The sequence below is a fragment of the Microbacterium sp. str. 'China' genome, assembly GCF_002993305.1.
In the GTDB taxonomy this organism is placed as follows: Bacteria; Actinomycetota; Actinomycetes; order Actinomycetales; family Microbacteriaceae; genus Microbacterium; species Microbacterium paraoxydans.
Genome location: NZ_CP027434.1, coordinates 340,123 through 353,393 on the forward strand (window position 1 = coordinate 340,123; position 13,271 = coordinate 353,393).

Consider the following 13,271-nt stretch of genomic DNA (forward strand, 5'->3'; position numbering starts at 1 on the left):
ACGTCGGCGTGCTGTCCTTCCCGCTCGGCCATCCGGATGTCCGGGGGGAGTGGCACGATGGGTCCATGGCCCCAGCCCCCGCCGCCGCGATGGTCGGGCGTGACGCCGAGCTCGCCCAATTGCGCCGCCTGTTCGACGGCGTGCGCGAGGGCGTTCCCGCCGCGCTGCTCGTCGAGGGCGAGGCGGGGATCGGCAAGTCACGGCTGGTCCGGGAGTTCGGCGCCGACGTCGCGAACGCCGCCGACGTGCACGTGGGATGGTGCCTCGACCTCGGCTCCTCCCGCGCCCCATTCGGACCGCTCGCCGGCATCCTTCGTTCGATCGTCGAGCGGCTGGGTGAAGAGCGGGCACGAGAGGCGGTCGGCGTGGGCGTCGAGGCGCTCGGCATGCTGCTGCCGGAGCTCGTCGACACCCCTGCCGCCCGTGACCGCACGAGCCCCGAGCGCTTGCGCGACGCGATCGCCTCGCTCATCGAAGCGGCCACGGAACTGGCGCCGCAGGTCATCCTCGTCGAAGACCTGCACTGGGCCGACGACTCGACCCTCGCGATCCTCTCCTTCCTGCTCCGCACGCTCGACCGCGGACGGCTCCTCCTGCTCATCACGTGCCGCACCGACGACGTGCGTCGCGGAGACGCGGTGAGCCGGTTCATCGGCGAGGCCTCGCGAGCCCGGCTGCTCGAACGGATGACCGTGCCGCGCCTCGACGACCATGCGGTCGGCGAGCTCGTCGAGCAGATCACAGGACGCGCGCCCAGCGTGACGGCGCTGGAGCGGCTGCAGGTGCGTGCCGAGGGCGTGCCTTTCTTCGTGGAGGAGATCGCCGGATGCGCCAAAGGTCCGCTGCCGGAGAGTCTGCGCGACCTCCTGCTCGCCCGCTTCGACCGTCTCGGCGACGACGCGCGCCGCGTGGTGCAGGTCCTGTCCGGCGCCGAGCGGCCGATCGCGGACCCGCTCCTCCAGCGCCTCGCCGAGCTTCCGGAGGCGCGGCTCGAGGAGGCGGTCCGTGAAGCGGTGCGCAGCAGCATCATCGTCGTCGATGAGGACGACTACCGATTCCGTCACGCCCTCCTGCGCGAGGCCGTGCACGACGACCTGCTGCCCGGCGAGAGGGCGCGCCTGCACCGGTCCTATGCCGAGGCGCTGGAGCAGGGAGAGGCTGACGACCCGGCGGCGCTGGCCTACCACTGGCAGCTCGCACAGGACGACCGTCGCGCCATCGCCGCCGCCGCGGAGGCCATGCGGCAGGCCAAGGCCCAGTACGCCTTCGCCAGTGCGGCGCGGTTCGGCGAACTCGTCCTCGAGCTCTGGCCGCTCGTGCCGGACGCGGAGGAGGCCACCGGATTCGCGAGGCTCGCGCTCCTCCACGTGCTCGGGTCGGTCCTCCGTAACGCCGGTGACGGCGAGCGGGCGCTGGCGGTCGCCAATGTCGCCCTGAGCGAGGTCGACCCGGCGACGGTCGACCCGCGGCTGCACGCGCGCCTGCTCCGCAACAAGGCGCTGTATCTCGTGAACCTCGGGCGGCTGGGGGCGATCCCGCTGCTGCAGGAGGCTCTCGAACTGGCCGAGCGGGTCGACGACGACGTGTTCCGTGCGGAGCTGCTCAATCAGCTCGCGAGTCGGCGAATGATCGCGGGCGACCGCGAGGACGCGATCCGGCTCGCCGACGAGGCCGAACGTCGGGCGAAGGGCGCCGCGACCACCGATCAGCTCTCGATCGCCGCGAATGTCCGCGGCGCGTCGCTGGCCCACCTCGGCCGGATTGCGGAGGGCGTGCGCGAGTACGAACGGGCGCGTGAGCTGGCCGCCGGATCGACCGCCGAGATGCGGTACCGCGTCAACTACTCCGATCTGCTGACGCTGCTCGGTCGCTATCGGGAGGCGGTCGCCGTTGCGGAGGAGGGCCTGCGCCGGGCCCGCGAGTTGCGCGTCGAGCGGACGTCGGGCTCGATCATGGCGCAGAACATGATCGTGTCCTTGCTCGAACTCGGGGAGATCGGCACGGTCGAGGACATGTTGGCCCGAGACTTCCTGCAGGGCACGCTGCGAGTCTTCCGGATGTACGTCAGCATGACCAGGGTGCGGGTGCTCGCCTGGCGGGGCCGGGCCGCGGAGGCCGCCGAGACCCTGCAGGAGTGGCTGCCGGCGTTCGAGGAGACGGGGGTCTCGGAGCGGCAGATCTGGTACGACCGGATCACGATGACGGTCGCGGTGGCGGAGAGCCGTGGCGACATCCGCGAGGCGCTGGACGCGGTGCGGGAGATGCTGACGGACAAGGGTCCGGTGCTGCTGCACGAGCGCCGACTGCTCCTCGAGGCCGGCGCCCTCGTGTCGGAGCTGCGGGCGAGCGGTGGGGACGACGAGGCGGCGGTCGCGGCGATCAAGACGGCGTGGGCGGCACAGCCGCAGGAACTGCAGGGCGACGCGTGGTCGACGGTGCTCGGCGCACTCCTCGACCCCTCGGCCGCTGCTGTCGACGAGGCTTTGCTCCGCGCGGACGGCGATGACGTGCCGGTGACGTTCCGGGTGGTGCTGCGCCTCGAACGGGCCCGGCTGCACGTGGCGGCGGGTGAGCGCGCGGAGGCGGCGGCCGTGCTCGCCGCGGCGACGGCGATCGCGGAGGATCTCGGTCACGTCCCGCTGCGGAAGGCTCTGGCGCGGTTCGGCGATGCGGCAGGGCTGCGTCCGACCGGGCCCCGCGAGGCCACCGACACGGAGCAGCTGACGGCCCGAGAACGGCAGGTGCTCGCCCTCATCGCGGAGGGCCTGAGCAACCGCCAGATCGGTGAGCGCCTGTTCATCAGCGTGAAGACCGTCAGCGTCCACGTCTCGGCGGTGCTGCGGAAGCTCGGCGTGAGCACGCGCACCGAAGCGGCGCTCGCCCATCGCACGGCCGAAGAAGGGGAGACCCGTCAGTCCGCCGTGGTAGCGTGACCGAGCATGCATGTCGGATCATCGGCATGATGCAGGCCGCGTGAGCGGCCGGTCAACAGAAAGTAGAAAACACATGGCCACTGGCACTGTGAAATGGTTCAACGCAGAGAAGGGCTTCGGCTTCATCGCTCCCGATGACGGCACCGAAGACCTCTTCGCCCACTACTCGGCTATCGCCGGCTCCGGTTTCAAGGAGCTCCGCGAGAACCAGAAGGTCGAATTCGACGCTGAGCGTGGCCCCAAGGGCATGCAGGCGGCGAACATCCGCGCTCTCTGAGCGTGCGCTGACTTCCTGAAGCCGGCCGGATCCGTACGGGTCCGGCCGGCTTTTCGCTGCCCCGGCACTTTCGAATCGCCCACTTTGCGGCATCCGGGCGCCGGATGGGACAAGGTGAGCGATTCGAAACGGGAGTGAGGGCGCCCTAACCTCCGTGTTAGATTAGGCGAGGCTTACCAAAGGCCGGACGCTCTCGCGTCGACACCCCACCTCCCATCCCGAAGGGAACGCCTGTGCGCACCTCTCGACTCCTCGCCCTCGGCGCGGCCGCCGCGCTCGCCGTGACGCTTTCCGCCTGCTCGTCCTCCGCGCCGGAGTCGACCGCGACCACCGGCGGCAACCCGGCCTCCGACGACGCGTTCCCCGTCACCGTCGAGCACGTCTACGGCGAGACGACCATCGACGAGAAGCCCGAGCGCGTGGCGACGATCGCGTGGGCGAACCACGAGGTGCCGCTGGCCCTCGGCATCGTCCCGGTCGGCATGAGCAAGGCCACCTGGGGCGACGACGACGACAACGGCATCCTCCCCTGGGTCGAGGAGAAGCTCGACGAGCTCGGCGGCGAGACCCCGGTGCTCTTCGACGAGACCGACGGCATCGACTACGAGGCCGTGGCCGACACCGCTCCCGACGTGATCCTCGCCGCCTACTCCGGGCTCACGCAGGAGGAGTACGACACGCTCTCCAAGATCGCCCCGGTCGTCGCCTACCCCGATGTCGCGTGGGGCACGTCCGTCGACGACATGGTCGAGATGAACGCCAAGGCCCTGGGGCTCGAGGCCGAGGGCGAGGCCCTGATCGAGGACCTGCACGCCGACGCGGACGCCGCCCTCGCGGCCAACAGCGCGCTGGAGGGCAAGAAGGTGCTCTTCGCCTACTTCGACCCGAGCGACCTGAGCCAGATCGGCTACTACACCGCGGCCGACACGCGCCCCGGCTACCTGCACGACCTCGGCCTGCCGCTCCCCGCCATCGTGGAGGAGAACGAGGACAGCGACCAGTTCTACCTGCAGGTGAGCGCCGAGGAGGCGCAGAAGTTCGACGACGTGGACGTGCTGGTGACCTACGGCGACGACTCCACCCTGGCCACGCTGCAGGCCGACCCGCTGCTGTCGAAGATCCCCGCCATCGCGGAGGGCCGCGTCGCGATCCTCCCGGACGCCACGCCCATCGCCGCATCGGCGAACCCGTCGGCGCTATCGATCCCGTGGGGTCTCGAGGACTACCTGGCCATCCTCGCCGCGCCGCTCGCGAAGTAAGCTCCGCGTCCGCCCCCCAGCGGAGAGTCGTCGTGATCTCAGCACCCGTCCTCGCGTCGGACGCCGCCACCCTGCGGCGTCCGACGGTGGTGCGCACCCTCTGGCTGCTCGCCGGGGTCGGAGTGATCCTCGTGCTCGTCGTGCTCTCGGTGTCGTTCGGGGTGCGCGCGGTCACGCTCGACGACATCCTCGCGGCGCTCTCCGGCCAGACCGACACGATCGCCCAGGCCGCGGTCGTCAAGCGCATCCCGCGCACGGTGCTCGCGCTCCTCGTGGGGGCGGCCCTCGCGCTCGCCGGGGCGACCATGCAGGCCGTCACCCGCAACCCCGTCGCCGACCCCGGCATCCTGGGGGTCTCGAACGGCGCCTCCTTCGCGGTCGTCCTCGGCATCGCGTTCTTCGGGCTGAGCAACCCCTACGGGCAGATGGCCTTCGCGATCGTCGGCGCCGCCGCGGCGGCCGTCTTCGTGTACACCGTCGGGTCGCTCGGCCGCGGCGGAGCCACGCCGCTCAAGCTGGCCCTCGCGGGAGCGGCGACCTCCGCCGCGTTCGCCTCGCTCATCAGCGCGGTCATGCTGCCGCGGGTCGACCTGCTGCAGACGTTCCAGTCGTGGCAGATCGGCGGCGTCGGCGGGGCGGAGTGGCCCCGGATCGCGATCACCGCGCCCGTCCTCGCGGTCGGCGCCCTCATCTGCTTCCTGTGCGCGCGAGGGATGAACTCCCTCGCCCTCGGCGACGACATGGCCAAGGGCCTCGGCGAGCACGTGCTGCGCACCCGGATGCTGTCGGCCCTCGGTGCGGTCATCCTCGCCGGCGCGGCCACGGCGATCGCGGGACCGATCGGGTTCGTCGGGCTCATCGTCCCGCACATGTGCCGGATGCTCGTGGGGACCGACCACCGGTGGCTGCTGCCCTTCTCGGCCCTCGCCGGCGCGGCGCTGCTCACCGCGAGCGACATCGTCGGCCGCGTGATCTCGCCGTCGTCCGAGGAGATCCAGGTCGGCATCATCACCGCGATCATCGGGGCGCCGTTCTTCATCTGGATCGTCCGCCGACAGAAGGTGCGGGAGCTGTGAGCACGACCGAGCACACCCTCGTCCGCGGCGACGAGACCGCCGCCGCCCGCACCGCGCGCATCATCGCCGGCCGCCGGGCACGTCACCGCCGTCATGCCGTGGTCACCCTCGCGCTCGGGGTCGTCGTGATCGTGCTGTTCGTCGTGGCACTCATGGTCGGCAACACGTTCTACCCGCTCGACGAGGTCATCCGCGTGATCCTCGGCGAGACGGTGCCCGGTGCGTCGTTCACCGTCGGCGATCTGCGCCTGCCGCGCGCCGTCCTCGCGATCCTCACGGGCCTCGCGTTCGGCATGGCGGGCGTCACCTTCCAGACCATGCTGCGCAACCCGCTCGCCTCGCCGGACATCATCGGCATCTCGAACGGGGCCGGCGCCGCCGCGGTGTTCGGCATCGTCGTGCTCTCGCTCAACGGCCCTGCCGTCTCGCTCCTCGCTCTCGTCGGTGCGCTCGTGACGGCGCTGGCGATCTACCTCCTCGCCATCAAGGGCGGCTTCGCGGGCACCCGCCTCATCCTCATCGGGATCGGCGTGGCGGCCATGCTGCAGAGCGTCATCTCCTACCTGCTGTCCCGGGCCGCGAACTGGGACATCCAGACCGCGATGCAGTGGCTCACCGGCAGCCTCAACAACGCGTCGTGGGAGCGGGTGCTGCCGATGGCGATCGCCGCCGCGATCCTCGTGCCGCTGCTGCTCTCGCAGGGGCGGGCGCTGGGCACGCTCCAGCTCGGCGACGACTCCGCCGCGGGGCTCGGCGTGCGGGTCACCGCCACGCGCCTCGTCTTCATCCTCGGCGCCGTGGCCCTCCTGGCCTTCGCGACCGCCGCCACCGGGCCGATCGCGTTCGTCGCGTTCATGGCCGGACCCATCGCCGCGCGGCTCACCGGTCCCGGCGCCACGCTGCTGCTGCCCAGCGGTCTCGTCGGCGCGGTGCTCGTGCTCGGCGGCGACCTCATCGCCCAGTTCGCGCTCGGTGCGCGCTACCCGGTCGGCGTCGTCACCGGCGTCGTCGGCGCGCCCTACCTGATCTATCTGCTCATCCGCACCAACCGCACCGGAGGCTCGCTGTGACCGCCGCCCACCGCCTGTCCGCCGAGGGGGTCACCCTCTCCTACGGCGACCGCACCGTGGTCGAGGGCCTCGACCTGCAGATCGCGCCGGGGAAGATCACCACGATCGTCGGCGCCAACGGCTGCGGCAAGTCGACGCTGCTGCGCGCCCTCGCCCGTCTGCTGTCCCCCGGGGACGGAGAGGTCGTGCTCGACGGGAAGTCGATCCACGCCCGGCCCACGAAGGAGGTCGCGCGCATCCTCGGCCTCCTGCCGCAGTCGCCCGTGGCCCCCGAGGGCATCGCCGTCGCGGACCTCGTCGGTCGCGGGCGTCATCCCCATCAGCGGGCGCTGTCGCGGTGGAGCGCGCACGACTACGAGGTCGTCGCCGACGCCCTGGACGCGACCGGCATCAGCGACCTCGCCGACCGCAGCGTGGACGAGCTCTCCGGCGGCCAGCGGCAGCGCGTCTGGATCGCGATGGCCCTCGCGCAGGAGACCGACATCCTGCTGCTGGACGAGCCGACGACGTTCCTCGACGTCGCCCACCAGGTCGAGGTGCTCGACCTCCTCACCGACCTCAGCGTCGCGCGCGGCACCACGATCGTCATGGTGCTGCACGACCTCAACCTCGCGGCGCGCTACGCCGACGAGCTGGTCGCCATGAAGGACGGCCGCGTGCACGCGATCGGCGCCCCCCAGGACGTCGTCACCGCCGAGCTCGTGCAGGAGGTCTTCGGCCTCCCCAATCAGATCACCATCGACCCGGTCTCCGGCAAGCCGATGGTCACCCCCATCGGAAGGCATCATGTCCGCTGAATCCACCACGACCGAGCGCCCGACCTACATCCTCACCCGCGCCGAGGTGCGCTCCGTCGCCCGCGTCTCCCCGTCGTTCGTTCGGGTGACGCTCGGCGGCGAGGAGCTCAGCGAGCTGGGGACGCCGGGGGAGGTGTACGACAGCCGGGTGAAGCTCGTCTTCCCACCCGCGTCCGGCGTGCTCGCGGAGATCGACCGGTCGACGCACGACTGGTGGGGTTCGTACCTGGCCGTCCCGGAGGAGGAGCGCGGCTCGATGCGCACCTACTCCGTCCGGGACCTGCGGGTCGACGGCGACGGCCAGACCGAGGTCGACATCGACTTCGTGCTGCACCTGGAGCCCGGGCTCACCGGTCCGGCCTCTCGGTGGGCGAGCACGGCCGCGGTGGGTCAGGAGCTGTGGCTGGTCGGCCCGCGTCGGGGGGTCGTCGCACACGGCGGCGCGGAGTACGCCCCGGGGGCGGCGACCTCGGTGGTCCTGGTCGGGGATGAGACCGCGGCCCCCGCCATCGCCCGCATCCTGGAGGACGCCCCGCGCGACCTCCGCGGCACGGCGTTCATCGAGGTGCCGTCGCCCGCGGACGTGCTCGCGATCGACGTGCCGGCCGGGGTGGACGTGCACTGGCTGCCGCGCGACGCCGGAGAGCCGCACGGGCTCCGCCTCATCCCCGCGGTGCTCGAGCACCTGGGCGACGACGATGCCGGGGACGAGATCCGCGTCACCGACATCGAGGGGGAGGACCTCCTCTGGGAGACCCCCGAGTACTCGAGCCTGGGGGAGGAGATCGCGCCCGACGCCGCCGCCGGCCGCTACTTCTGGATCGCGGGGGAGAGCGGTGTCGTGACGACGCTGCGTCGGCACCTCGTGAAGGACCTCGGGATCGACCGCGCGCAGGTCGCGTTCATGGGCTACTGGCGCCGCGGCGTCGCGATGCGGGGCTGAGATGACCGAGGCCATCGATCACCGCAGCCTGGCGGGAGAATCCCTCGTCCTCGGCTACGGCCGCACGCGGGTCGTGCACGACGTCTCCCTGCGCCTCGCGCCGGGACGGGTGACCGCGCTCATCGGACCGAACGGCAGCGGCAAGTCGACCGTCCTCCGCGCTCTCGCACGGCTGCACCGCATCGAGGCCGGAACCGTGCGCGTGGGCGGTGCGGAGCCGCGTGACGCCGCCGCCCTCTCCGCCAAGGAGTTCGCGAAGACCGTCGCGATGCTGTCGCAGTCCCGGCCGCACCCCTCCGGGATCGAGGTCTCCGACGTCGTCGCCTACGGCCGGCACCCGCACCGCGGACGGTTCTCCGGCGTGAGCGACGCCGACCGCGCCGCCGTGGCGCGCGCCCTCTCCCTCACCGGCCTGTCCGCGATGGCCGCCCGTCCGGTCGACCAGCTCTCCGGCGGCGAGCTGCAGCGCGTCTGGCTGGCGACCGCGCTCGCCCAGGACACCGGGGTGCTGCTGCTCGACGAGCCGACCAACCACCTCGACCTGCGCTACCAGGTGGAGACCCTCGACCTGGTGCGGGAGCTCGCCGACGACCACGGCACCGCGCTCGGCGTCGTGCTGCACGACCTCGACCACGCCGCCTCGGTCGCCGACGACGTCGTGCTGATGCACCGAGGGCGGGTGCACGCGGCGGGGGCTCCCGCCGAGGTCCTCACCGGCGAGAACCTGTCGCACGTGTACGGCCTGCGCATCGACACCGCCCTCGACGAGGAGACCGGCCTGGTGCGGGTTCGTCCGCGCGGTCGCCACCACGGTCGCCTCCGCGCCCCCTCCGCCCCCTGATCCCGACCCCCTGAAGGAACCACCGATGAAGAAGACCCCCCTCGCCGTGCTCGCCCTCGGCGGCGCCCTCACCCTCGCGCTCGCCGGCTGCGGCACCACGCAGACGCCGTCCGCCGAGGGGTCCGACGCCCCGACCTCGACGAGCGCGGGCTGCACGGACGACACCACGAGCACCTCGACCGGGGCGGTCTCCGTCACCGACGACCTCGGCCGCACGGTGGAGCTCGACAAGCCGGCCGAGCGCATCGCGGTGCTCGAGTGGCAGCAGATCGAGGACGCCCTGTCGCTGTGCGTGACGCCGGTCGCGGTGGCCGACGCCGAGGGCTACAGCACCTGGGTCACCGCCGAGGAGCTGCCGGAGGGCGTCGTGGACGTGGGCACCCGCCAGGAGCCGAATCTGGAGACGCTGTTCGGCACCGATCCCGACCTCGTGATCGTCGAGGTGAGGGCCGCGGACGACCCCATCGTCGCGCAGCTCGAGGCCTACGACGTGCCCGTGCTCGCGACGATCGGCGCCGATGCGAAGGACCCGATCGCCAAGATGCTGAACACCTTCGACCTCATCGCCCAGGTCACCGGCCGCGAGGAGCGGGCCGACGTCGTCACCGAGGAGTTCCAGGAGCACCTCGAGACCGCGAAGGCCGAGCTCGCCGACCGCGACCTCGCGACCACCGACTTCGTGTTCTTCGACGGCTGGGTCGACGGCGGCAACGTGGCGCTGCGTCCGTTCGGCCAGGGCTCGCTCGTCGGCGAGGTGGGCGAGGAACTCGGGCTGACGAACGCCTGGACCGGCGAGGTCGACCCCGTGTACGGCCTCGGTCAGACGGATGTCGAGGGCATGACGACGGTCGGCGACGCGAACCTGTTCTACACCGGCACCGCGGACCCGGACTCGGAGAGCTTCGTCGACGCCCTCGCCGACAACCCCGCCTGGACCTCGCTCCCCGCGGTGGCGGAGGACCGCCTGACCGCGTTCCCGGCCGGTATCTGGACCTTCGGCGGCCCGCGTTCGACCTCGCAGATCATCGACGGTTACCTCGAGGTGCTCTCGAAGTGACCGAGACCCTCCGCCTCGACGACACGACGGCGACCGCGGAGCCCGACGCCCCGTCCGCCGTCTCCGTGGGGGCGGAGGGTCGCACGCCCGGGGTGTGGACGGGCGTCGGCGTGCTCGTCGCTCTCGCCGTCGTGCTGGTCGCGGTCGCCTGCTGGCACCTCACCCAGGGCACGAGCGGCGCGGTGTTCGCCGACGCCGACGTCCTCTGGGGGTCGCGGGTGCCGCGGCTCGCCGCCGGCGTCGCGGTGGGCATCGCCCTCGGGGTCGCCGGCATGCTGCTGCAGTCCCTCGCCCGCAACGCCCTCGCGTCGCCGGACACGCTCGGCGTGACAGCCGGGGCCTACCTCGCCGTGACGGCGCTCGCCGCGTTCGGGATCGCCGTGCCGGTGTGGGCCTCCGGGGCGGTGGCGTTCGCGGGCGGCATCGTCGCCGCGGGCATCGTGCTCGGGCTGGCCGGAGGGGCGGGGTCGTCCACGACGCGCCTCATCCTCGCCGGCACCGCGCTCGCGCTCGCCTTCCAAGCCGCGACCTCGACGCTGCTCATCCTGTTCGACGAGGAGACCAAGGGACTGCTCGCCTGGGGAAGCGGGAGCCTGTCGCAGCTCGGACTCACCGCGTTCCTCCAGGCGGCACCGGTCGTCGTGGTCGTCACGGTGCTCGCGCTCCTGCTCGCACGGCGCCTCGACATCCTGTCGCTGGGGGACGACACCGCCTCGTCGCTCGGCGTGCCGATCCGGTCGACGAGGACCATCGGGATCCTCCTCGCGGTCACTCTCACGGCGGTCGCGGTGACCCTCGCGGGGCCGATGGGCTTCGTCGGGCTGTGTGCGCCGGTGCTCGCGCGGCTGCTGACGCGGGTGGTGCCGAGCCTGAACCGCCATGTGCTGCTGATCCCCGCGGCGGGGCTCCTCGGCGCCCTCGTCGTCATCCTGTCCGACGCCCTCCTGCGCGCGGTGATCGGCGCGGAGGCCGCGATCCTCATCCCGACCGGCGTCGCGACGACGCTGCTCGGTGCGATCGTGCTCGTGCTCATGGCCCGACGCCTCCGCGACGCCGGGCCCACGCGCGAGCCTCCGCGGGTGCGCTTCGGCGTCCGCAGCCGCCTGCGCTTCCGGATCACCCTCGCCCTCGTCGCCCTCGGCGTGGTCGGGGTGCTGCTGCTCGGACTGCTCGCCGGGCACACCTGGCTGCTCACCGGCGACATCGCGCTGTGGCTGCAGGGGCAGGCTCCCGCTCCCATCGCCTTCGCCCTCGACGAGCGGGCGCCGCGGATCGTGGCCGCTGTGGTCGCCGGCGCCGCGCTCGCGCTCTCCGGCGCCGTGATCCAGGGGGTGAGCCGCAACCCGCTCGCCGACCCGGGCATCCTCGGCGTCACCGGCGGCGGCGGGCTCGGCGCGGTGCTGGTGATCACGAGCATCACGTCGTCGACGGGCGGGATGATCGTCGGGGCCGTCGCGGGCTCGCTGCTCGCCTTCGCCCTCGTCTACCTGCTGTCGTGGCGGGGCGGCCTGAACGCGGACCGTTTCCTGCTGATCGGCATCGGGGTGTCGTACTTCACGGTCTCGCTCACGACCGTCCTCCTGCTGCGGTCGAACCCGTGGGACACCCCCAAGATCTACACCTGGCTCTCCGGGACGACCTACGGACGGGTGTGGGAGCAGGTCATCCCGCTGGCGATCGTCCTCGTGATCGCGGTGCCGTTCGTGGTGATGGGTCGCCGGGAGCTCGACGTGCTGTCGCTCGACGAGGACACGCCGCGACTGGTCGGCATCCGGCTGGAGCCCGTCCGGTTGACGCTGCTGCTGGTGGCGGCGATCCTCGCGGCGCTGAGCGTGACGGCGATCGGGGTCATCGGCTTCGTGGGGCTCGTGGCGCCGCACGCCGCGCGGGCGCTGGTGGGCGCACGGCACTCGCGGGTGATCCCGACGGCGGTGCTCCTCGGCGGGCTGCTCGTCGGCATCGCGGACACGATCGGCCGGACGGTGATCGCCCCCGCGCAGCTTCCGGCGGGTCTCGTGGTCGCGCTGATCGGCGCCCCGTACTTCGTCTGGCTGCTCTGGCGCTCCCGCTGACCCGCTTCGAATCGCCCGAATGGCCCCATCTCCGGAGGAAATGGGGCCATTCAGGCGATTCGAACGGGGTTACCGGGCCAGGAACCGCGTCAGCGCGGCGTTGACCTCGTCGGCGTGGGTCCAGAGGAGGCCGTGCGGGGCGCCCTCGACCTCGACGTACTCGGCCTCGGGCACGGCCTGGCGGAAGCGGCGGGCGGTCGCGTCGATCGGCAGGATGTTGTCCTTCGTGCCGTGCAGGATCAGCGTGGGCTTGCCGGCGGCGGCCACGGCCTTCACGTCGTCGCGGAAGTCCTCGATCCAGGTCGGCACCACGGCGTACGCGGCGACCGGGGCGCTGGTGACGGAGAGGTTCCAGTTCGCGTCGACGACCTGCTGGCTGATGCGCGTGCCGAGGTTCTCGTCGAGGTTGTAGAAGTCCGTGTAGAACTGGGTGAACCAGGCGTAGCGGTCGCCCTTGGCGGCGGCCTCGATCCCGTCGAAGACCTCCTGCGGCACGCCCTCGGGGTTGTCGTCGCGCTGCACGAGGAAGGGCTCGAGCGACGCGAGGAAGGCGAGCTTCGCGACGCGCTCGTGACCGTAGCGGCCGACGTAGCGGGCGAGCTCCCCGGTGCCCATGGAGAACCCGACGAGCACGACGTCGCGGAGGTCGAGGGTCTCGAGCACCGTGTTCAGGTCGGCGGCGAAGGTGTCGTAGTCGTAACCGGAGCCGACCTTGGAGGACTGCCCGAAGCCGCGGCGGTCGTAGGTGATGACGCGGTACCCCTGGGCGAGGAGCTCGCGGGTCTGGCGCTCCCAGCTGTGGCCGTTGAGCGGATAGCCGTGGATCAGGACGACGGGCTGGCCGCTGCCCTGGTCTTCGTAGTAGAGCTCGATCGGGGTGGTGTTCTCGGTGCCGACGGTGATGTAACCCATGATGTGTTCCTTTCGGTGCCGGTGAGAACGATCG

11 protein-coding genes are annotated in these 13,271 nt (G+C 72.0%); 10 read left to right on the forward strand and 1 reads right to left on the reverse strand.

Annotation, left to right across the window (positions count from 1 at the left end; all coding sequences use genetic code 11):
- Window positions 1-65 precede the first annotated feature (65 nt).
- From C6C15_RS01640 to C6C15_RS01685, 10 genes are all read left to right on the forward strand, one after another.
- Window positions 66-2,933, forward strand: a complete 2,868-nt coding sequence (locus tag C6C15_RS01640) for a helix-turn-helix transcriptional regulator (RefSeq protein WP_158698504.1) — start codon at window positions 66-68, stop codon at window positions 2,931-2,933.
- Window positions 2,934-3,006: 73 nt separating this feature from the next.
- Entirely contained in the window at window positions 3,007-3,210 is a 204-nt protein-coding gene (locus C6C15_RS01645; protein WP_025104028.1) for a cold-shock protein, read from the forward strand.
- A 233-nt stretch (window positions 3,211-3,443) separates the two neighbouring features.
- Entirely contained in the window at window positions 3,444-4,469 is a 1,026-nt protein-coding gene (locus C6C15_RS01650) for an iron-siderophore ABC transporter substrate-binding protein (protein WP_105949111.1), read from the forward strand.
- 32 nt (window positions 4,470-4,501) lie between these two features.
- Window positions 4,502-5,545 (forward strand): FecCD family ABC transporter permease, encoded by a 1,044-nt coding sequence (locus tag C6C15_RS01655; RefSeq protein WP_060922837.1) that lies wholly within the window; start codon window positions 4,502-4,504, stop codon window positions 5,543-5,545.
- Window positions 5,542-6,615 (forward strand): FecCD family ABC transporter permease, encoded by a 1,074-nt coding sequence (locus C6C15_RS01660; protein WP_186326338.1) that lies wholly within the window; start codon window positions 5,542-5,544, stop codon window positions 6,613-6,615. Before C6C15_RS01655 ends, C6C15_RS01660 begins: the two co-directional genes overlap by 4 nt.
- Window positions 6,612-7,412 carry an ABC transporter ATP-binding protein gene (locus C6C15_RS01665; RefSeq protein ID WP_025104024.1) on the forward strand — a complete coding sequence of 267 codons (801 nt, stop codon included), beginning with the start codon at window positions 6,612-6,614 and terminating at the stop codon, window positions 7,410-7,412. The genes C6C15_RS01660 and C6C15_RS01665 overlap by 4 nt, the downstream gene beginning before the upstream one ends.
- Window positions 7,402-8,355, forward strand: a complete 954-nt coding sequence (locus C6C15_RS01670) for a siderophore-interacting protein (RefSeq protein WP_105949112.1) — start codon at window positions 7,402-7,404, stop codon at window positions 8,353-8,355. Before C6C15_RS01665 ends, C6C15_RS01670 begins: the two co-directional genes overlap by 11 nt.
- A 1-nt stretch (window position 8,356) precedes the next feature.
- Window positions 8,357-9,196, forward strand: coding sequence for an ABC transporter ATP-binding protein (locus C6C15_RS01675; RefSeq protein ID WP_105949113.1), 840 nt, complete (start codon window positions 8,357-8,359; stop codon window positions 9,194-9,196).
- Between the two features lie 25 nt (window positions 9,197-9,221).
- Entirely contained in the window at window positions 9,222-10,253 is a 1,032-nt protein-coding gene (locus C6C15_RS01680; protein WP_105949114.1) for an ABC transporter substrate-binding protein, read from the forward strand.
- Window positions 10,250-12,325 carry an iron ABC transporter permease gene (locus C6C15_RS01685; protein WP_105949115.1) on the forward strand — a complete coding sequence of 692 codons (2,076 nt, stop codon included), beginning with the start codon at window positions 10,250-10,252 and terminating at the stop codon, window positions 12,323-12,325. The genes C6C15_RS01680 and C6C15_RS01685 overlap by 4 nt, the downstream gene beginning before the upstream one ends.
- A gap of 69 nt (window positions 12,326-12,394) precedes the next feature.
- On the opposite strand, the gene C6C15_RS01690 is transcribed toward C6C15_RS01685, so the two are convergent.
- Window positions 12,395-13,237: an alpha/beta fold hydrolase gene (locus C6C15_RS01690; protein ID WP_105949116.1), complete on the reverse strand. Its 843-nt coding sequence runs from the start codon at window positions 13,235-13,237 to the stop codon at window positions 12,395-12,397.
- Window positions 13,238-13,271 lie beyond the last annotated feature (34 nt).